This window comes from Alkalicoccus halolimnae (assembly GCF_008014775.2).
Classification (GTDB): Bacteria; Bacillota; Bacilli; order Bacillales; family Salisediminibacteriaceae; genus Alkalicoccus; species Alkalicoccus halolimnae.
The window spans coordinates 1,567,929-1,587,808 of the sequence record NZ_CP144914.1; the positions used below are offsets into that span (position 1 = coordinate 1,567,929).

Here is a 19,880-nt window from a genome sequence, read left to right on the forward strand (position 1 = left end):
TGCCTGCTTGGGAAAATGAATTTGTGGGGTGATCCACTTTCATTCTTTTTCTGGAAAAGTTTTTACCCTTTGGCTGGAGATCCATAAGTAATCTAATGAGATACTACAGCAGAGATTTTTTATCCGCCGGTAAAGGAGGCTGAAAGAATTGGATATTATTGGACACCGTGGATTTAAGAGAAGGTACCCGGAAAATACGATGGCATCTTTTAAAGCTGCAGCTGATTATCCCATTCAGGGTATAGAGTGCGATGTACAATGGACCAAAGATCATGTACCGGTTATCATCCACGACCCGACACTGGAGAGGACTACAAATGGAAGTGGTTCTGTCGCAGAACATAGTTGGAGCGATCTTCAGAAATTAGATGCAGGGAGTTATTTCGATTCTCGTTATTCCTCTGAAAAGATCCCAAGCCTGAAACATTTAGTCCACTGGATTTCCAAGACAGATCTAACTTTTCATCTGGAACTTAAAGAACAAATGAATATAAGCGATGCTGCATTTATCGAGAGCTGTATCGAAGTATTAAAAGAAGGTTCGATGGTGGAAAGAACTGTTATTTCGACGTTTTATCACCGGTACATTCGGGAGGTGAAACGGCAGTCCCCAAAAATAGAAACGGCTTTATTAACAAAAACTCCTTTCAGAAGAGGAAAAAATTACGCTGAAAAAGTAGCGGCCGACAGTATTCATATTCGTCATAGTGTACAGTCTTCTTTATATTACAAACCCTGGAAAAAGCAGCGTATAAAAGTACGTGCGTACAATGTCAAAAACGCTCAGGCATTCTTACGCTGCAGAAATGCAGGGGTGAATGGAGTGATTACAGATGATCCCGCACTTATGACAGAATTAAATATATGACCTTTTTGTGAATAGCAGATGAAAAGAGGAGGGGAAGTTATATTGAAAACACTTTCCATTCCACCCTATTTCATATACAATATAATAGAGTAATGATACAGGCAATTTTATAGCCTTGATTAAGAACTTAGCAGAGTAAGGGAGGTACATATTTATGAGGGGAGCACCTCTATTCCCGTTTGCAGCTACAGCTTTATTGGGTCTGCTGCTTGTTTTTTCACTTTCTCTTGTCGGCCTCAATATAGGCGGGGAAGAAGCAGCGAATGAGGGAAACGGAGAAGGTAATGGAGAAGAACAGGAGTTTGATGATCCAGTCGAGCTCGGACAAAGTGTATACGAAGGCCAGTGTGCATCCTGCCACGGCGGTGACCTTGAAGGCGGAGCCGGTCCGGCTCTGGATGATGGAAGCCATGGAGAAGAGGATATACTCACTGCTATAGAAGAGGGACCGGGGCAGATGCCTGAAAACCTCGTGCAGGGAGAAGAAGCTGAAGCAGTAGCACAATTTATACTTTCTGAAAACGAATAATACTAAAGCAGGGTGTCTTAAAGGAATTTTCTTTTAAGACACCTTCTTTGTTGGTAAAATGTATACAGATAACAGTAAATATTGAGAAAATAGGTGGTATGAGTGAATGAGCAGCATTTGTCAAAAAGACTGGAAAAAGTAGCTGAATTTGTACTTGAGGAAGGAACGGTAGCAGATATAGGTTCAGATCATGCTTATCTTCCCGTGTATCTGGTTGGAAACGGACTCTGTGAATACGCGATTGCAGGGGAATTGAATGAAGGACCTTACGCTTCAGCTATTGAAAAAATAAGAGCGAACGATCTTCAGGGAAAAGTAGAGGCCAGGCAGGGGGATGGTCTTAATGTGTTAGACGGACGAAAAGCAGATACAGTGGTCATTGCCGGTATGGGTGGCCCGCTGATTGTCTCAATATTAAAAAAAGGTCAGAAATTTCTACCGGATGTTAAAAGATTGGTACTTCAGCCTAACGTTGCAGCCGATCAGGTAAGATACTGGTTGAAGAACAACGGCTGGTCTCTTATTGACGAAGCAATTCTAATGGAAGATGGTCATGTGTATGAAGTGCTCGTTGCAGATCGTTCCGGCGTGGATCCCTACGATTTAGTGGATATGAGGAAGCAGCTCTGGCTGGGGCCCTATTTAATGGAAGAGCGTTCCGAAGCATTTCATAAAAAATGGAAAAGAGAATACGATCAGCTGAAAAGAATCTATGGACAATTACAGCTCGCCAGGCAAAAACAGGCCCGCCACCGCGTGGAGGAGCTGGAGCAGAAAATGCGCTGGCTTGAGGAGGTTTTATCGTGAAACAGGCTCATGTACAGACAATTATTCAGGCTTTTGAAGAATTTTCACCTAAACATCTTGCTATGGAAGGAGATAAAATCGGTCTCCAGCTTGGGTCTCTATCCAAAAAGGCAGGTAAGGTAATGGTAACTCTAGATGTTCTGGAACCTGTCGTTGATGAGGCAGTGGAAGCGGGTGTGGATCTTATTATCGCCCACCATCCACTTCTGTTTCGTCCGATCAAATCATTAAATGTAGATACTGCTTACGGCCGTACGGTGGAAAAACTTATTAAGCATGACATTACTGTTTATGCAGCTCATACGAATCTGGACGTGGCTGAGGGGGGAGTCAATGATTTGATGTGTGAAGCACTTGGTATTGAAGATACGGAAGTTCTCGTTCCTACCAGTGAGGACGGTCTAAAAAAGCTGGTCGCTTTTGTCCCGGAGAAATATGCGGATCGAGTAAGAGAGGCCGTGGGCGACGCAGGAGCCGGTCACATAGGAAATTACAGTCATTGTGCATTTACAGTAACAGGCAGAGGAGCGTTCAAGCCGGAGCAGGGAGCGGTGCCTTTCTTAGGGGAAGAAGGCAAACTGGAACGACCGGCAGAGGAACGGATAGAAACAGTTTTTTTTGCTTCAGAGGAGAAAAAAATCGTGCGCGCCTTAACGGAGGCTCATCCATATGAAGAGGTTGCCTACGATATTTATGATATGGCGGTTCCCGGCAGACAGCAGGGACTAGGAAGAATAGGAAAAATTAAAGAAGAAATAACACTGGATGAATTCGCTGCTCATGTAAAAATAGCTTTTGGAGTGAATGGACTCAGAGTGGTAGGAGACGGAAAAAAGATTGTTAAAAAAGCAGCTGTACTCGGAGGAGATGGAAATAAATACGCAATGACAGCCCTTAATAAAGGCGCAGATGTGTACATTACCGGGGATTTATATTTTCACGTAGCTCATGACGCCTGGATGGAAGGATTAACTATGATAGATCCTGGTCATCATGTGGAACAAATTATGAAAAAAGCAGTAGCCGGGCGATTGAGTGAGCAAATGGTGAAGAACCGCTGGGATACAGAAATAATGATTTCAACTGTACAGACAGACCCCTTTAGATTTATGTAAGTAATGAACGGTCCGGGCCGCAGTTAGCGGACGCTTAAAGCAGCATCCAAAATAAAAACCGGTTTGGCAGCTTACGCTTCCAAACCGGTTTTTATGAGTACAGCCAATTATTTGGCACCCTGATTTTTCTTCTTACGTATTTTCGGAAGAATTTTTGAAAGTTTTACTAAACTGGTAGTATCCCATGTGTGCGGGTCATCTTCGTCGAACTGTTCGATAAATTTAATGACTTCTTTTGTAATAAGGGTTGGTGTACTCGCACCTGCAGTCACCGCGACTTTATTAATTCCTTTAAGCCATTCCAGGTTAATATCATTTACATTGCTGATTCGGTAGGAAGGAGTACCGGCAATTTCTTTTGAAACCTGGGCAAGGCGGTTCGAATTGTTGCTTTTTGGATCTCCCACAACAAGAAGAAGATCCGCTTCTCCTGCTTGTTTTGCCACAGCTTCCTGACGTACCTGGGTTGCGTTACAAATTTCATTATGAATCTCTGCACGTGGATATTTATCAGCAGAGGCTTTTATTAGATGCCGCACATCCCATTGGCTCATCGTAGTCTGATTTGTAATGATAATTCGCTCCGACTTAATATCGAGGTTGGCAACATCTTCAAGGTTTTCAACAAGATGAACAATATCGGGTGCCACACCTATAGCGCCTTCGGGCTCCGGATGACCCCGCTTACCTATATAAATAAATTCATAACCGAGGTCTTTCTTTCCACGAATTAAATCATGCGTGACCGTAACGTCCGGACAGGTAGCATCGATAGTCGTGAGCCCTTTTTCGACTGCAAGGCGGCGGACTTCAGGTGAGACCCCGTGAGCTGTATAAATGACGGTGCCTTTTTCCACCTGTCGCAGAATATCCAGCCGGTTTTCACCATCAAGAGTTATAACACCATCATCTTCAAAGGCATCGGTAACGTGTTTATTATGAACGATCATTCCTAAAATATAAATTGGTCTCGGCAGATCCGGATTGCCTGCCGCTTCTTTAGCCATGACCATCGCGTCCACCACTCCGTAGCAGTAGCCGCGCGGAGATACTTTTAAAACTTCCATTCGCTGAAATCCTCCTCCGGGTATGTTCGTACTTTTCCTATTATATTACCCACAGAAACGTGTGACAAATCTTTCTGTAGTGTAAAATGAAAATCAGGCTTCTTTAAGAGGAGTATTGATTCGTGATTCAAGCATTGTTACAGCTTCCATTTCCGATGTATCATGTACGAGCATAAGTTCACTAATTAAAAGTTTACGAGCTAAGTCCAGGCTTTTCTTTTCTTCAATATGAAGCTTCTGGGGACTGTGGGATTTTTTACACGTGAGCTCAAAGTAAACATCGACACAGTCTTCGACTGTACCTGAATTTAAACGCTCATCCTGTCTTCGCGAAGGTTTTTGAAACTCTTCCTGAATATCCTTATGACCATAGGATTCAAGAATATTCATCAGCTCAGAAGCCTCTGTTGTGCTTCTAAGCCCGGATTCCATAATTTTTTTCTCTGGAAGCATAAGCGTAATACGCTGCAATGGAAAATATACTACAAAATAGAGCTGTTCTTCATTTAAAATGGTTTTTTTCATTACTTCCTGTACTGTCCCTGCACCATGACCGGGATATACGACATGATCTCCTACTTCAAACATGCGCACTCCTCCATTCTTATTGTCTTGTATCTATTTTATCATACGAGAAGAGAAAACACACACTTTAGTAATAAACCTGTAGGCACGAAGAAACAATTCGTGCTAAAATAAACTGTTGGAAAACTTTGCGCGGAAGCACAGGATAAAAAAAGGATGATGATGGATATGAAACACAATTTTGAAAGATTTAATTTACAGCCATATTTGATAGAAGCTTTATCCAGAGATGGTATTGAGCAGCCTACAGAAATACAGGAACGGTTGATACCCTCTATAGATAGAGGAATAGATGTAATTGGTAAATCGCAGACAGGGACAGGGAAGACCCTTGCCTTTTTGCTGCCGATTCTTAACAATATCGATTCAGAGAAGCAGGAAACGCAGTATATTATTACTGCGCCTACAAGAGAACTTGCTTCCCAGCTGTACGATGTTTTTCATCTGTACACAGAGCAGACGAATATCACAGCACAACTGATCGTCGGAGGAACCGATCGAAAGCGGATGGCTGATAAAGTTAGTCACAAACCCCATATTGTAGTCGGTACGCCGGGACGTGTTCTTGATATGTTCAGAGAAAACGCGATTCAGTCGAATGCGATAAAGGGATTTGTTGTTGACGAAGCCGATCAGATGCTGGATCTCGGTTTTTTAGAAGAAGTAAATGCTATTGCTGCAAAACTGCACGATAATGTGCAGCTTCTGGTTTTTTCTGCAACGATTCCGGAAAGTCTCATGCCGTTCCTGAAAAAATACATGAAACAGCCTAAACAGGTGGAAGTGCAGCCGAATACTGTTTCCCCTAAAAATATCGAGCATTGGCTCGTTTACGACCGCGACAGAGATCGTAAAGAAGTACTTTCTAAACTGACAGAACGAATTAATCCATTCCTTGCCATTATTTTTGCGAACACAAAGGAAGCGGCTGATGAATTTTATGAAGTGCTTCAGGAAAAAGGATTAAACGTCGATATACTGCATGGCGGCATAGCTCCACGCAAAAGAAAAAAAGTGCTTAAAAAACTTCAGGATGCCGAAGTTCAGTATTTGGTAGCTACAGATCTTCTTGCGCGTGGAATTGATATTACCGGAGTCAGCCATATTATCAATGCTCAAATTCCCCATGAACTGGATTATTATGTTCACCGTGTGGGACGCACGGCAAGAGCAGGATGGGATGGGAAAGCTATCACATTTTACGGCAGAACTGACGAAGCATCCATTGCAAAACTGAAACAGCAGGGAATACCTTTTGAATACAAAGAATGGAAGCAGGGCGGATGGAAAACAGTGGACAAACGCTTGGACAAACGGCCCCAGCAGACTCCTGCAGCGCTTCCACCAAAGAAAAAAACGACGAAAGTTAAACCGGGATATAAAAAGAAAGCCCGTGCCAAAGCGGAGCAGGAACAAAAGCGTGAACGACGTATTACCCGTAGAAAAACAAAGAAGTAAAGGAGAATATTATGCTTTTAGGATCTCACGTTTCGATGAATGGAAAGAAAATGCTGCTAGGATCCAGTGAGGAGGCAGTTTCTTACGGAGCAACTACATTTATGATCTATACAGGAGCTCCTCAAAATACGCGCAGAAAGGCAATTGAAGATTTAAATATTGATAAGGGAACAGCTCATATGAAAGAGCATGGGATAACAGACATTGTAGTCCACGCTCCTTATATTATTAATATTGCAAACACGATTAAACCGGAGACGTTTGAACTCGGTGTGAACTTTCTGAAAAATGAAATTGACCGAACGGAAGCTCTAGGTTCGAAGCAGATCGTTCTTCATCCAGGTGCTCATGTTGGAGAAGGATCAGAAAAAGGAATAAAGAAAATTATTGAAGGACTGAACGAAGTGATTGATCCCGCTCAGGATGTTCAGATTGCACTGGAAACGATGGCTGGAAAAGGTTCTGAATGCGGAAGGAACTTTGAAGAACTAGCTGAGATAATAAGTGGTGTGACTCATAACCAGAAACTCTCGGTCTGTTTTGATACTTGCCACGTTCATGATGCTGGATACGATATTATTGACGATCTGGATGGTACGCTTGAAAAGTTTCATAATACGGTAGGTCTCGATCGAATTAAAGTTCTTCATGTAAATGACAGCAAAAATCCAGTTGGAGCTTCCAAAGACCGTCATGAGAACATTGGATATGGTTATATTGGCTATGATGCTCTTGAGAACATTGTTTATCATGAAGCATTTGCTCCTATACCGAAAATTTTAGAAACTCCTTATATAGGTGACGATAAAAAAAATAAAAAACCGCCTTACAAACGTGAAATTGCCATGCTCCGCAAAAAGCAGTTTGATAAGTCACTTAAAGCGGATTTAGCTGCAGAAGCCGCTGTAAAATAATAGTATTCATCATCCGCCGGATTATATCCGGCGGATTTTTTTACAGCTTCCTTCACCTTTATTTGCAATATTCAGTTGGCTGAATTATAATATAAGAAATAGAAAAGTTTCCTCGAAGCAACTTTTTAAATTGAATACAACATTTGTTTTGAAAGGAGGCTTCTTTAATGAATCGCTCAATTGAAGCTGAAAAATTAACAGTACATTATTATGGTGATCTTGCACTCGAAAATATTTCATTTTCGCTGCAGGAAGGTAATATTGTTGGTGTGATCGGGCCGAACGGAGCAGGTAAATCAACCTTGATGAAAGCGATGCTAGGTTTAGTGAAATATGAAGGGAAAATAACTTTCTTTGGTAAAAACGTTGCTGAACACCGTAGAAATATAGCCTACGTTCCTCAAAGAACAACGATCGACTGGGATTTTCCGATTCTGGTGGAAGAAGCTGTCCTTATGGGACGATACGTGCACGTCCCTTGGTATAAAAAAATAAATAAAAAAGACCGTGAAATGGCAAGAGAAGCTCTTCGGGAAGTTGGGATGGAAGAATTTGCTGAAAGACAGATCGGAGAATTATCCGGAGGACAGCAGCAGCGGGTATTCATTGCAAGAGCACTTGCTCAGAATACTGATTTTTTCTTTCTGGACGAACCTTTCGTGGGAATAGATGTTAATTCGGAAGAAATTATCGTAGCACTCCTGCAAAAACTTCGAGCAGAAGGAAAGACCATATTCGTTATTCACCATGATTTAAGTAAAGTGGAAACTTATTTTGACCGGCTGCTTGTTCTTAATCAGCAGCTCGTAGGGGCAGGGTCTGTAGAAGAAGTGTTTAAGCCTGAAATTCTAAAAAAAGCTTATGGAGGAAATGCCGCAGTTTTAACATCAGATAAAGAAATGGTGGTAGTTGGGCCATGATAGGGGAAATTCAGAACTTTATCAGTCAGCTTGTTAATTATTCCTATTTACAAAGTGCGCTCGTTACTGCCGTACTCGTTGGTATTATCTGCGGAGTGATCGGTTGTTTTATTATTTTAAGAGGCATGGCGCTTATGGGAGATGCGATATCCCACGCGGTACTTCCCGGCGTTGTTTTTTCTTATATGCTCGGTACAAGTATGTTTATAGGTGCCTTTATTACGGGTGTACTTACAGCACTAGCAATCGGGTTTATTTCCCGGAACAGCAGAATTAAAGACGATTCGGCGATCGGCATTATGTTTACGGCAATGTTTGCTCTGGGGATTGTCGTCATGACATCTTTACAGGGAACCTCCGTTGATTTGATGCATTATCTATTCGGAAATGTTCTCGCTGTATCTTCTGTGAATTTTGTAATTACCCTTATTATCGGCGGAATTGTGCTCGTGTCTGTAATTTTATTTTACAGACCGCTTCTGTTAAGCACGTTTGATGAAACAATGGCCAGAGCAGCCGGACTTCCTGTAAAATGGATTCATTATTTGTTTATGCTGCTTTTATCGCTTGTAACGGTAGCATCACTGCAGACTGTAGGGATTATTCTTGTCGTAGCTATGCTGATAACGCCGGGAGCCACCGCCTACCTTCTTACCGACAGATTTCCTGTTATGCTTGGACTTTCGGCCTTCTTTGGCGCTTTCTCAGCCGTTATCGGATTATTCTTCTCTGTTATGTATGACGTAGCCTCTGGAGCGTCGATCGTACTGGCAGCAACCGCGTTTTTCATGATTGCTTTTTTCTTTGCTCCAAAGCATGGGTTGGTTATTAAGATGATGAAAAAACCCGCAGCAGGGACGAGGGCAGCTTAAGGAATTTTAAATACCTGCTGTTGAACTTGTACGTCGGTTTTAACCAAAAACACACATGAAAAACCCTCCTGAGACTTTATCTGTCATAGGAGGGTTTTTATAGTGAAATCGATATTAATGCAGAATCTGGAGTCAGCTCTCCGTTCAGCTGTCTTCGGAAGAAAGCTGAGCTTTTTTCCGGAAAACTTCCTGGCTGTTAACTTTTGATTTTGATTTACTGCTAACATACTTATATGTGCCATCCGGTTTTAAGACACGCGCCTTCTGGTTATCCTCTAGAGAAACAAAGAGAACTTCTTTAATCCGTTCTTTAATATGCGGTTCATATACAGGAAAAACGATTTCAATTCTTTTCTCCATGTTCCTCGTCATCAAGTCTGCAGACGATAAATATATTTCTTCCTGGCCGTTTTGATAGTAATAAAATATCCGGCTGTGTTCAAGGAATCTTCCGAGAATACTTCTGACAGTAATATTTTCACTGACCCCGGATATACCGGCACGCAGACAGCAGATGCCTCGGATAATCAGTTGGATTTTCACACCCTCACAGCTGGCCTCGTAAAGCTTCATAATAATTGGTTTGTCAGTTAATGAGTTCATTTTAGCAATGATATGACCATTTCCATACTTTTTGTGGGATGCTATTTCCTTATCAATATTTTTCAGAAAAGAATCTCTGATTTCAAATGGAACAGTAGAAATTTCATTCCATTCCGGTTTACTGCTGTACCCGCTTAAGTAATTGAAAAAATTTGTTGCATCGATTCCGAATGACGGCCGGGTGGTGAGCATCCCCATATCTGTATAAAGTTTAGCCGTCGAATCATTATAATTGCCGGTTCCTAAATGCACAAACCTCTGGATCTCATCATTGTCGTGACGGACAATAAGGGTGATTTTGCTGTGGGTTTTTAATCCGGTTATTCCGTAAATGACATGGCATCCAGCTTTTTCAAGCTGCTTGGCCCACTGTATATTATTTTCTTCATCAAAGCGTGCTTTTAATTCTACTAATACTGTTACCTGCTTACCGAGCTCTGCTGCTCTGGCGAGAGCTGCAATGATAGGAGATTCTCCACTCACTCTGTACAAAGTCTGCTTAATAGCAAGAACTTTTTCATCTTCGGCAGCCTGAAACATCAAGTCCACGACCGGCTGGAAAGATTCGTAAGGATGATGAATAAAGAGATCCTTTTCCATCATCGCGCCCATTATGTTTTCCTTGTGAAGCAAATCTTCGGGGGGCTGGGGAATGGAAGTTTCGTAAACCAGCTTTTCAAAAACAGGGGCAAGCAGAGAGTGAAATTTAAACAAAAACGTGAAATCCAACGGCCCATTAACTCTATAAATATCGTTTTCATGAAGTTCAAGTACGTCCATTAAGAGAGAAAGAACATTTTTATCCATATTGTCATTTTCCATTTCAAAACGAACAGCAGCGCCCCATTTTCTTTTCTTTAACTCTTTTTCAATTTCCCTGAGCAGATCGCGGGCGCCTTCTTCGTGAATCGTTAAATCTGCGTTTCTCGTAATTCGAAAAGGAGAAACAGAGATAATAGTAAAACCCGAAAACAAACGGTCTATAAACTCAGTAATCAGGTCCTCCAGCAGGATAAATTTAGTGGAACTGCCGGACTCAACAGCTACAGTTCGGGAAAGAACAGAAGGAACCTGAACAATTGCCAGTTTTTTTTCTGTTCCGCTGGCCAGAACGACGGCGAGGTTTATACTTTTATTGGACAGCTTCGGAAATGGTCTGTAAGCGTCGATCGCCATTGGAGTGAGGACTGGGAGTATATAGTCTTTAAAATGACGGCGCATACGCTTGTAATCTTTATCAGATAAATCTTTTGGACGTATGAAATGGATGTCGTGCTTTTTTAGTTCAGGAACCAGTTTTTCTTTAAAGTGCGTATACTGTCTAGTAACAAGCTCCTGATTTTGCAGAGCAATTTTTTCCAGCTGCTGCTTAGGGGTAAGAGCTGTTTTATTTTCCGGTCTGTTATATCCTGCTTTTACCTGGTCTATTAATCCTGCAACTCTAACCATAAAAAATTCATCGAGGTTAGAACTGAAAATGGCAAGGAATTTCAACCTTTCAAGCAGTGGATTACTCGTATCAATTGCTTCTTCAAGAACCCTCTCATTAAAGCGGAGCCAGCTTAATTCTCTATTATGGTAATATTCTGGGTTTTGGAAATTGTTGCGAGTGTCCTTGGTCATAAGCATTCATCCTTCCATGTGAAAAATTAAGCCGTCAGCGTCTATTGTGCTTCTGTGAAAATAAGCTCAATATTTCTTTTTAGAGGACGTTCCAGATGTTTCTTGTGTTTGTTTGCCTGCTGCTCTTCGAAAAAAATATCTCCGGAATAGAAAATTTCCATTGTGATTTTATGCTTTGCAGCCTTAATTATTTTAATGGACGTTATCATGCTTTTCTGGGAAACATTCATGGTGAAGGCTAGTTTGTTGATAGCTCCGAGGAGCTCATACTTTTCGAGAGTCTCTTTATCCAGCCAGCGCTTAAAAGGTTTTGCATATTGTTTGAGATACGATTTGGATTTAAAGGAAGAAATAAAGGCAATACCTAGACGCTCCATGTGGGAAAAACCGTCAATCGACTGATTTGTCAGCATATAGAATGTGTGCTGGCTGCGTGATTCGGGATGAAGCGTTCTTCCTACATAGAAAACGTTGGCGCCGAGTCGTAACAGCTGGGTCTCGGCAGGAGAGAGAGTTATTAATTGATTCTGAGACAGTTCAGCTGCTAAATAAGAAGATAGGATTGAGATTTTTTTCTGATAAGTTAAGTCAAGCCGGTAATGATTACTCAGCTGGTAAAAACTCTCTTCTTTTACATTAGGAAAATGGGTAACTTCTATAGAAGATAAGAGCTGTTCATAGAAAAGGCCGTCACGAAGTCCCTGATTGCTTATAATAAACTCTTCCGTGTCCACTTCTTTGAGCAGAACCTGCATAGCAGCAGCAGCAGGGAGAATAATATCTGCACGATCTTTGGAAAGACCATCGACTTTTTCGCGTTTTTTCAAGGACATGGACTGAAGGTCATCTACTACGTCGTCGATATCATCTGTAGTCATCGTGTATTGATGAAGACCGGATAAAGGGTAGGATATGTCATTCTGGTGGACTAGAGCAAGGTTACGCGCAGAGCCTCCGATGCCGATAACAGGGACTTTCCGGTCTTTAATCCAATCAAGGGAGCGGTAGGACTGTTTAAGGAATTTCCGTAGTTCTTTCAACTCGTCCTCTTCGGGTGTATCTCCCTGCACAAACTGTTTTTTCAGAGTTAAGGCTCCAAAAGGAAAGCTGAAAGACTGTTGAAGTTCACGATCCTTAAAATACGTAATTTCCGTACTGCCACCGCCGATATCAATTGTTACAGCTTCATCAAAATCGGTCGAATTAGTGACAGCGAGGTAGCCGTAGTAGGCTTCCTGCTCTTCTGATAATATTTCAAAAGGAAAGGAGGAATGCTTCTCGATCGCCTGCATAATCTGATCCCGGTTGGAGGCATTCCGTACGGCAGCTGTAGCAACTCCTCTTACAGTAGTTAAATTATATTCCTCGGCTACCGAAGCGAATTTATCTAGTGTGTCAATGATCGCTTCAATGCCTTCCTCATTCATTTTACCTTCTTCATCCACATATGTACTTAAGCGGGCTGTTACTTTTAAATTTTGTATTTCCTGATAGCAGGCGTACTCATCAACTTCAAAAATTACGAAGCGAACCGAGTTTGAACCCATGTCTATTACACCAATCTGCTGAGCTGTCATAAATGTCAACCTCCTTGTAGATATACCTCCATTATAACGGGGATAGGAAGAGCCGGCGATACATTTACTAAAAATACATATACATTTACAAAGCAAATGTCATAAGTTATACTACACTATGATTAAATCGTAATTATTACTATTATACTGCTGCTCAAGGAACATTTCTCTGTGTGAGATCAATTTACAATTTTATGTAAAATACTTCCACATTTCCTAGTGCAGGGAATGTCAGAAGCAGATTAAGAATAAAATTTTTGTGTTCATAAAAGTTCACTGATTCCGGTTGCGCCGGCAGGAAGTTAAAGTTTATATGAAAATAAAATCTGCTTTTTCCTAAAGCTGTGTTGAAGCCTGTTATTGATAAATATAGAAAACTTCACTTCAATTCTGTCCTGGAGGTGATTTCCGATCTCCTCTTCCCGCGGGCAGGTTTCCGCTTCGTTTTGATTCTCCAATACAGAATGCCCGCTTGTTGAATCAAGAAGGTACAAAGGCAGAAGCCAGTGTCAGGGAAGAAACGCCTGCGGAAAATAGAAAGCGGGAAGATCCATTCCGCCCGACCAAAGGAAGAACGGAATTAGCTGAGGCCGGCCCGCCCGGAAAGCGTCCCGATGGAAACGAAAGCGCACGCTTATCTATTTTATTCTCAAGGCAGCTTTTCCAAAAAGACAGCAGTTTTTAAACAGCAACCAGGCTGATATTAGTGAGCCGGAAATAACTCAGCAGATGCAGAAAGGAGGGAAGGATATGACTCAAAAAGAAACCTTCAAAGTGCTGGAAGTGAAGAATTTACATTTCAGCTATGGCAAATTTAATGTACTGGAAGATATCAATATGAAAGTGATGCCTGGATCCTTCCTAGGGCTTGTAGGACCGAATGGATCAGGAAAGTCGACATTAATGAAGCTGATGCTCGGTCTTTTAAATCCTGACAGAGGAGAGATTTCCCTCTTTGGAGAACCGGTGCATTCATTCAAGCAATGGAGCAGAATTGGTTTTGTGTCGCAGAAAGCCAATAGTTTCAACAGCGGCTTTCCAGCTACAGTTTTCGAAGTGGTGGCGATGGGGCTTTATGGAAAAGTAGGCTTGTTCCGCTTTTTGAAAAAACATCATAAACAAAAAGTGAAAGAAGCGATAGCTCAGGTAGGCATGGAGCAATACGAATTTCATAATATAGGAAAGCTGTCAGGAGGTCAGCAGCAGCGAATTTTTATTGCCCGGGCTCTCGTCAGTGAACCGGATTTACTAATACTTGATGAACCAACGGTGGGCGTCGATGCTCAATCTGTGAAAAACTTCTACGACATGCTTAAAGATCTGAATGTACGAAAGGGAATCACGCTTATTCTTGTTACGCACGATATTGGAGCAATGAGCGATTATGTAACGGATGTGGCCTGCTTAAATAAATGCCTGCATTTTCATGGCAACAAAGAAACCTTTGAGGAGAAACGCGAAGAAATGATGACAGCAATGTATGGCCATGACGTAAGCGTAATTGAACATAATCATGACCATCATCACCACGACCATGAACATGATCACGATGATTTGGATGGAGTCCGCTCATGATAGAAGTTTTTTTTCAATATGATTTTCTGAGGTATTCATTATTCACAAGCCTCCTGATCGGCCTGCTAGCCCCTCTCATAGGGGTGTTTATCGTTGTCAGGCGTCTTTCCCTGATGGCTGATGCTCTTTCCCATATTACTCTTACTGGAATTGCGTTCAGTATGCTTCTCGGCCGGTATTCGACCTTTTTTGCGGGACTGAACCCGGTTTATATGGGAATGATATTTGCTGTGACCGGCTCCGTAATGATTGAAAAACTTCGGCATACGTACAGATATTATAAAGAGCTGGCTATTCCAATTATCCTCTCTTCCGGAATTGGAGTAGGAGTAGTGTTTATTTCCCTCGCTGACGGCTTCACTACCGACTTATTTAATTATTTGTTTGGCAGCGTGGCAGCTATTACACAGACGGACTTCGTTATCGTATTAATTCTTACTTCTATCGTTGCTGTTCTGCTCATTCTTTTTTATAAAGAATTGTTTTTCCTCAGTTTTGATGAAGAACAGGCTGTTATTTCAGGCCTTCCCCGACGCTCGCTGCATTTTATGTTTATTATCATTACAGCGGTCGTTATCGGCATGTCGATGCAGATAGTAGGGATACTTTTAGTCTCAGCTCTAATGACGCTGCCGGTGGCTGCTGCGATGAGGCTTGCCTCTTCATTTAAACAAATGTTTTTATTCGCGGTTATTATCGGAGAGTTTTCTGTTTTGTCCGGACTTTTCGCTTCTTTTCACGCTGACGTTGCCCCGGGAGGGATGATCGTCGTTATAAACGTTATTCTTTTATTGATTATTCTTTTTCTAACTTCCGGTAAATTTTTTGCAAACAAGGTCGGGTGAGGACAGTGGAATTATTTCAGCAGTTAACATTTTTGGAAAGAGGAATTCTGGCAGGTTTATTAATTGGATTTATCAGTCCGCTGATCGGCTCCTTCCTGCTGGTGCGGAGGATGACTATAATTTCCGAGGGTCTTTCCCACGTTACATTGACGGGTATTACAGCTGGAGTTCTGCTGATGCAGACGACTACTATATTTGCTGCATTAAATCCTCTCTATATGGGCTTTTTATTTTCGCTCGGCGGATCTCTTCTGATTGAAAAGCTGCGTCAGGCTTATAAAAATTTTCAGGAGCTTGCTGTTCCAATTATTTTGTCCGCCGGAGTAGGTTTGAGCGCACTGATGATAAGTATTGCAGAGACTGGATATACTGAATGGTACGGCTATTTGTTTGGAAGTATAATTACCGTTTCGCTGAATGATCTGTTTTTCATCTTGTTAACAGGCATCATCAGCCTTATTATAATTCTGCTTTTCTACAAAGAACTATTGTCTATTTCTTTTGATCAGGAATTTGCTTCGACGTCTGGAATATCGGTTAAAAAAATCAATTTTGTATTTTCTTTATTAATAGCACTGGTAATCTCCATGTCGATGAAAATAGTAGGAATACTGCTGGTTGGAGCATTGATTACGCTTCCCGTGGCAGCAGCCATCCTATTTGCAAAAAGTTTCCGTCACGTGCTTATACTTGGTATTATATTTGGAGAGGCATCTGTAATTGGAGGAATTGTTTCTTCCTACTATTTTAATGTAGCAACCGGCGGAATGATTGTGGTTACCGGGATAACGATTTTACTGGCATCAGCAGCAGTGAAAAAGCTGCAGGAAAACCGAAGAGGCAATACAGAGGAGGGAATTTCATGAACGTACAGGAGGCAATGCAGCGTCTGAAAGATAAAGGCTACAAATATACGGATAAACGTCAGGATATGCTTCAGCTGTTTTCGGATGAAAGTCGTTATCTTGCAGCTAAGGATGTGCTGGAAGCGATGCAGAAAGAACATGACGGGATGAGTTTTGATACAATTTACAGAAATTTATCCCTGTTTACGGATCTGGGAATTTTAGAAGGGACAGAATTAAATGGAGAGAAACGGTTTCGTTTTTCCTGCTCGGTCGACGAACATCATCACCATGTGATCTGTCTTGACTGTGGGAAAACTAAGCATATACACCATTGTCCAATGGATGATGAACCGGTCCGTTCCAGCGGTTTCGAAGTGGTAGGGCATAAATTCGAAATATACGGCTACTGCGAAGAATGCAAAGCGCCAGCTGCACAGTGAACCAGCGTGTGGAGGCAGGAAGCAGTTTTAATTGAACAGAAAAGGACGTTTTGACCGCCGGTTACGGACATGAACAGCAAAAACCCTTCATGATGAAAATTCATCATGAAGGGTTTTTTGATTCTGATACTGCTTTATCGGCTTAATTTGGTCCTACTTTGTAGTCGGAGAAGGCACAAAAATATTTTCAACAATATGTTCTGCGTGAAGCCAGTTTTTAGCGCGGTAAACATTTTCGGGAACTGTCATCTGGTTATAGGGAGTTTCCATTAATATAACCGGAATATGAAAGGTTTCGGCAATGTTAACCGCATTATCGTGTTTATCTTCAAAAAATAAATCAACTTTATGCTCTTTAACGGCTTCCAGTTTATTATGCTGTCCGAGAAGTTCAATATGGTCATAAGGTACTTCTAATTTGTGAAACCAATCCTGGGTAATATGAAATAGATGGTCCGGTCTTGCACTGATATAAAATAATTCATATTGGTTTGTCCACTTATGAAGAATCTCACGAGCATTTTCAGCGGGAATAGATTTACGGTAAAGCATCGATTCGTGTTTCTGCATCCATGTCCAGAATTCTTTTTCTGTTATTTCCAGGGCTTTGGTCAGGTCATAATCAACAATATCTTCAAGCGTTAAATTTTTATCGAAATGTTCATTTAAGTGCGGGATAAATGTTGCTGGATCTGTTACAGTGCCGTCAATATCAATCCCAAATCGATATTTCGCCATAATTTTCACCTCACTTTGTTCATACACACTGAAAGTATTATCTCATATTTAGACCTGATCTGCACAGGGAGGAAAATTAAAAAAGCTCTCCCCGCCTGATTTAGTGGGGAGAGCTTTTCTGATTTATGCTTTTTGTTCCTGTTCCTTTTCTTTAGCAAGCCGTTCTTTTTCATAGTGAGCTTCTGCCAGTTTATCAATTTCAATTTTCAGTTCTTCCACCATTGTTTCTTCAGGCACTTTACGGATGGTTTTACCCTTCATAAAGAGGAGGCCTTCGCCGCGAGCTCCGGCAATACCTATATCGGCCTCTTTAGCTTCACCAGGACCGTTTACCGCACAGCCTAATACAGAAACTTTAATCGGTGCATGGATATTCTGTAAATATTCTTCTACTTCATTGGCAATGCTGATCAGATCGATTTCAATTCTGCCGCATGTTGGACAGGAAACAAGTGTTGCGGCGTTAGCTGCAAGACCAAAGCTTTTCAGCAGTTCTTTTTGAACTTTAATCTCTTCAACAGGGTCAGCGCTTAATGAAATGCGCATCGTGTTACCGATACCTTTTTGAAGAAGAACTCCCAGACCGGCTGAACTTTTCACTGTTCCGGCAAACAACGTACCCGACTCGGTAATTCCGAGATGGAGAGGGTAATCAAATGCTTCTGCTGCTTTTTCGTAAGCTTCAATAGCAAGGTGCACATCAGATGCTTTCATGGATACGATAATATCGTAAAAACCGAGATCTTCAAGAATCTTTATATGATGGAGCGCACTTTCAACCATTCCGTCAGCTGTAGGGTACCCGTACTTATCAAGGATACGTTTTTCAAGAGAGCCTGCATTTACCCCGATTCGAATCGGAATGCCCTTTGCCTTTGCTGCATTGACGACGGCTTCCACTTTTTCTTTTCTGCCGATATTACCAGGGTTAATACGGATTTTATCCGCGCCGCCTTCGATAGCTTTAAGTGCCATCTTATAGTCAAAATGAATATCTACAACGAGTGGGATATTAATTCTTTTCTTTATCTCCGGTATGGCCTCTGCATCTTCCATATTCGGACATGCTACGCGGACAATCTGACAGCCTGCTTCTTCCAAACGGAGAATTTCTGCTACAGTAGCTTCTACATCGTGAGTTTTTGACATTGTCATACTCTGCATAATTACTTCGTCACTTCCGCCGATTGTCAACGGTCCGACTTTAACCGGCCGAGTGTCTTTCCTGTGTGTAAACTGGGTCATTATTCATCATCGCCCCTTTATAGTCTTCGAACGAATAAACGTTTAGGTTCAAAATACATTGTAACAACGGCACCCGTAACTTACAAGCTCTCTGCACCTTGTAAATTGTAAATATTGTATGAAGAAAAAGAAAAAATCATCAGGTGAAACATCAGGTGAAACTTTTTTAAGTTATCATCGTCTAAAAGTTTGTAAGACATTAACGAATACAGAATTGTACTATTTTTACAGTTCAGATAATTTAAAACGGGGGATGAACATGTACCAGTCTATTAAAGTAGGATTAATCGCATTTACGGCATGGTTTGCTTTTGCTTCAACAGCGGGCGCGGATGCTATGACGGGAGAAGAAATTATTACGCTGGGAGAAGATTTAAATCCACAGCAGCAGGAAGAACTGTTAAGTGAAATGGGAGCTTCAGAAGAAGAGACAACAATTATTTCTGTAACGAACGAGGAAGAGCATAAATACTTAGGCGATCATATAGATGCTTCCGTTATCGGTACTAAAGCTCTTTCTTCCTCGAAAATAACGATGAAAGAAAGTGGTTCAGGAATCAATGTAGAAACAAACCGTATTACGTGGGTATCGGAAGGCATGTATGCCAATGCTTTAATCACGGCAGGAATAGAGGACGCTGATATTTATGTGACAGCTCCTTTTGATGTGTCCGGCACAGGAGCTTTGACTGGTTTAATTAAGGCATACGAAGAAAGTACAGAGGAAAGTATTCCCGAAGAGCAGAAACAGACAGCGAACGAAGAACTGGTGAAAACCGCAGAGCTGGGTGAAGAGTATGGAATGGAAGATGCTGCCGAGCTGATGGCCCGGGTAAAAGAAGCAATAGCAGAAGAGAATATCGAAACAGAAGAAGATCTTCGTGCTCTGATTCAAAGAGTGGCAGAGGAACTTGATATGAATATAACAGATGAGGAACTGGAAAGTCTGGTTTCATTGTTTGACAGAATTAAGGGGTTAAATATTGACTGGGATCAAGTGAAAAATCAGCTTGGTGACATTAGTGATAACATAAGTGGTTTTGTTGAAAGTGAGGAAGGACAAAGCATGCTTCAGTCAATGATTAACTTTTTCCATTCTTTGCTCGACATAGTTTCGGGCTGGTTTGAATCCGACACTGCTTCAACGAAATAATCAGGCCCTGACCGGCTGAATAAAAACAAGCTGCCTTTACGACTATGTTGTGAAGGCAGCTTGTTTTTATTTGAAAGATCTTCAGTGATCGGGCATGT

19 protein-coding genes are annotated in these 19,880 nt (G+C 41.6%); 13 read left to right on the top strand and 6 right to left on the bottom strand.

Annotated features, from left to right (window positions below):
* The first annotated feature begins 148 nt into the window (after positions 1-148).
* From FTX54_RS07055 to FTX54_RS07070, 4 genes are all read left to right on the top strand, one after another.
* Entirely contained in the window at positions 149-868 is a 720-nt protein-coding gene (locus FTX54_RS07055) for a glycerophosphodiester phosphodiesterase (protein WP_147802931.1), read from the top strand.
* A gap of 154 nt (positions 869-1,022) precedes the next feature.
* Positions 1,023-1,397, top strand: a complete 375-nt coding sequence (locus FTX54_RS07060; protein WP_147802930.1) for a c-type cytochrome — start codon at positions 1,023-1,025, stop codon at positions 1,395-1,397.
* Positions 1,398-1,499: 102 nt separating this feature from the next.
* Positions 1,500-2,204 carry a tRNA (adenine(22)-N(1))-methyltransferase gene (locus FTX54_RS07065; RefSeq protein WP_147802929.1) on the top strand — a complete coding sequence of 235 codons (705 nt, stop codon included), beginning with the start codon at positions 1,500-1,502 and terminating at the stop codon, positions 2,202-2,204.
* Positions 2,198-3,319 (top strand): Nif3-like dinuclear metal center hexameric protein, encoded by a 1,122-nt coding sequence (locus FTX54_RS07070; protein WP_147802928.1) that lies wholly within the window; start codon positions 2,198-2,200, stop codon positions 3,317-3,319. The genes FTX54_RS07065 and FTX54_RS07070 overlap by 7 nt, the downstream gene beginning before the upstream one ends.
* A 107-nt stretch (positions 3,320-3,426) precedes the next feature.
* Here FTX54_RS07070 and FTX54_RS07075 read toward each other — a convergent pair whose 3' ends face one another.
* Positions 3,427-4,386, bottom strand: a complete 960-nt coding sequence (locus FTX54_RS07075; RefSeq protein ID WP_147802927.1) for a 4-hydroxy-3-methylbut-2-enyl diphosphate reductase — start codon at positions 4,384-4,386, stop codon at positions 3,427-3,429.
* A 93-nt stretch (positions 4,387-4,479) separates the two neighbouring features.
* Positions 4,480-4,974: a CarD family transcriptional regulator gene (locus FTX54_RS07080; protein WP_147802926.1), complete on the bottom strand. Its 495-nt coding sequence runs from the start codon at positions 4,972-4,974 to the stop codon at positions 4,480-4,482.
* Between the two features lie 165 nt (positions 4,975-5,139).
* On the opposite strand from FTX54_RS07080, the gene FTX54_RS07085 reads away from it, so the two are divergent.
* The 4 genes from FTX54_RS07085 to FTX54_RS07100 all read left to right on the top strand — a co-directional run bounded on the left by FTX54_RS07085 (position 5,140) and on the right by FTX54_RS07100 (position 9,135).
* A complete protein-coding gene (locus FTX54_RS07085) occupies positions 5,140-6,429 on the top strand; it encodes a DEAD/DEAH box helicase (protein ID WP_147802925.1) in 1,290 nt (429 codons plus the stop codon).
* Positions 6,430-6,437: 8 nt separating this feature from the next.
* Positions 6,438-7,343, top strand: a complete 906-nt coding sequence (locus tag FTX54_RS07090) for a deoxyribonuclease IV (RefSeq protein WP_147802924.1) — start codon at positions 6,438-6,440, stop codon at positions 7,341-7,343.
* 167 nt (positions 7,344-7,510) lie between these two features.
* Entirely contained in the window at positions 7,511-8,263 is a 753-nt protein-coding gene (locus tag FTX54_RS07095) for a metal ABC transporter ATP-binding protein (protein ID WP_147802923.1), read from the top strand.
* Positions 8,260-9,135 carry a metal ABC transporter permease gene (locus FTX54_RS07100; protein ID WP_147802922.1) on the top strand — a complete coding sequence of 292 codons (876 nt, stop codon included), beginning with the start codon at positions 8,260-8,262 and terminating at the stop codon, positions 9,133-9,135. Before FTX54_RS07095 ends, FTX54_RS07100 begins: the two co-directional genes overlap by 4 nt.
* A gap of 144 nt (positions 9,136-9,279) precedes the next feature.
* Here the strand turns inward: FTX54_RS07100 and FTX54_RS07105 are convergent, their stop codons facing one another.
* Both FTX54_RS07105 and ppx read right to left on the bottom strand, forming a co-directional pair.
* On the bottom strand, positions 9,280-11,361 hold the full coding sequence (locus tag FTX54_RS07105; RefSeq protein ID WP_281285215.1) for an RNA degradosome polyphosphate kinase: 2,082 nt from the start codon (positions 11,359-11,361) through the stop codon (positions 9,280-9,282).
* A gap of 41 nt (positions 11,362-11,402) precedes the next feature.
* On the bottom strand, positions 11,403-12,938 hold the full coding sequence (gene ppx, locus FTX54_RS07110; RefSeq protein ID WP_147802920.1) for an exopolyphosphatase: 1,536 nt from the start codon (positions 12,936-12,938) through the stop codon (positions 11,403-11,405).
* A gap of 750 nt (positions 12,939-13,688) precedes the next feature.
* On the opposite strand from ppx, the gene FTX54_RS07115 reads away from it, so the two are divergent.
* The 4 genes from FTX54_RS07115 to FTX54_RS07130 are packed head-to-tail and all read left to right on the top strand — an operon-like array spanning position 13,689 to position 16,646.
* Positions 13,689-14,513 carry a metal ABC transporter ATP-binding protein gene (locus tag FTX54_RS07115; protein ID WP_147802918.1) on the top strand — a complete coding sequence of 275 codons (825 nt, stop codon included), beginning with the start codon at positions 13,689-13,691 and terminating at the stop codon, positions 14,511-14,513.
* Positions 14,510-15,358, top strand: a complete 849-nt coding sequence (locus FTX54_RS07120) for a metal ABC transporter permease (RefSeq protein WP_147802917.1) — start codon at positions 14,510-14,512, stop codon at positions 15,356-15,358. Before FTX54_RS07115 ends, FTX54_RS07120 begins: the two co-directional genes overlap by 4 nt.
* 32 nt (positions 15,359-15,390) lie before the next feature.
* Complete coding sequence (locus FTX54_RS07125) at positions 15,391-16,224, top strand: metal ABC transporter permease (protein WP_281285214.1); 834 nt, start codon at positions 15,391-15,393, stop codon at positions 16,222-16,224.
* Positions 16,221-16,646 (top strand): Fur family transcriptional regulator, encoded by a 426-nt coding sequence (locus FTX54_RS07130; protein ID WP_147802915.1) that lies wholly within the window; start codon positions 16,221-16,223, stop codon positions 16,644-16,646. The genes FTX54_RS07125 and FTX54_RS07130 overlap by 4 nt, the downstream gene beginning before the upstream one ends.
* A 153-nt stretch (positions 16,647-16,799) precedes the next feature.
* On the opposite strand, the gene FTX54_RS07135 is transcribed toward FTX54_RS07130, so the two are convergent.
* Positions 16,800-17,384: a 5' nucleotidase, NT5C type gene (locus FTX54_RS07135; RefSeq protein WP_147802914.1), complete on the bottom strand. Its 585-nt coding sequence runs from the start codon at positions 17,382-17,384 to the stop codon at positions 16,800-16,802.
* 123 nt (positions 17,385-17,507) lie between these two features.
* A complete protein-coding gene (gene ispG, locus FTX54_RS07140) occupies positions 17,508-18,629 on the bottom strand; it encodes a flavodoxin-dependent (E)-4-hydroxy-3-methylbut-2-enyl-diphosphate synthase (protein ID WP_147802913.1) in 1,122 nt (373 codons plus the stop codon).
* 259 nt (positions 18,630-18,888) lie between these two features.
* Here ispG and FTX54_RS07145 point away from each other — a divergent pair, with 259 nt between their 5' ends.
* Positions 18,889-19,782, top strand: coding sequence for a DUF1002 domain-containing protein (locus tag FTX54_RS07145; protein ID WP_246125568.1), 894 nt, complete (start codon positions 18,889-18,891; stop codon positions 19,780-19,782).
* The last annotated feature ends 98 nt before the right edge of the window (positions 19,783-19,880 follow it).

Excerpts from the sequence above, each read along its gene's own strand:
- FTX54_RS07060 (WP_147802930.1), top strand. The coding sequence starts at position 1,023 with ATGAGGGGAGCACCTCTATTCCCGTTTGCAGCTACAGCTTTATTGGGT.
- FTX54_RS07075 (WP_147802927.1), bottom strand. The coding sequence starts at position 4,386 with ATGGAAGTTTTAAAAGTATCTCCGCGCGGCTACTGCTACGGAGTGGTG.
- FTX54_RS07080 (WP_147802926.1), bottom strand. The coding sequence starts at position 4,974 with ATGTTTGAAGTAGGAGATCATGTCGTATATCCCGGTCATGGTGCAGGG.
- FTX54_RS07085 (WP_147802925.1), top strand. The coding sequence starts at position 5,140 with ATGAAACACAATTTTGAAAGATTTAATTTACAGCCATATTTGATAGAA.
- FTX54_RS07095 (WP_147802923.1), top strand. The coding sequence starts at position 7,511 with ATGAATCGCTCAATTGAAGCTGAAAAATTAACAGTACATTATTATGGT.
- FTX54_RS07100 (WP_147802922.1), top strand. The coding sequence starts at position 8,260 with ATGATAGGGGAAATTCAGAACTTTATCAGTCAGCTTGTTAATTATTCC.
- FTX54_RS07105 (WP_281285215.1), bottom strand. The coding sequence starts at position 11,361 with ATGACCAAGGACACTCGCAACAATTTCCAAAACCCAGAATATTACCAT.
- ppx (WP_147802920.1), bottom strand. The coding sequence starts at position 12,938 with ATGACAGCTCAGCAGATTGGTGTAATAGACATGGGTTCAAACTCGGTT.
- FTX54_RS07115 (WP_147802918.1), top strand. The coding sequence starts at position 13,689 with ATGACTCAAAAAGAAACCTTCAAAGTGCTGGAAGTGAAGAATTTACAT.
- FTX54_RS07120 (WP_147802917.1), top strand. The coding sequence starts at position 14,510 with ATGATAGAAGTTTTTTTTCAATATGATTTTCTGAGGTATTCATTATTC.
- FTX54_RS07130 (WP_147802915.1), top strand. The coding sequence starts at position 16,221 with ATGAACGTACAGGAGGCAATGCAGCGTCTGAAAGATAAAGGCTACAAA.
- FTX54_RS07135 (WP_147802914.1), bottom strand. The coding sequence starts at position 17,384 with ATGGCGAAATATCGATTTGGGATTGATATTGACGGCACTGTAACAGAT.
- ispG (WP_147802913.1), bottom strand. The coding sequence starts at position 18,629 with ATGACCCAGTTTACACACAGGAAAGACACTCGGCCGGTTAAAGTCGGA.
- FTX54_RS07145 (WP_246125568.1), top strand. The coding sequence starts at position 18,889 with ATGTACCAGTCTATTAAAGTAGGATTAATCGCATTTACGGCATGGTTT.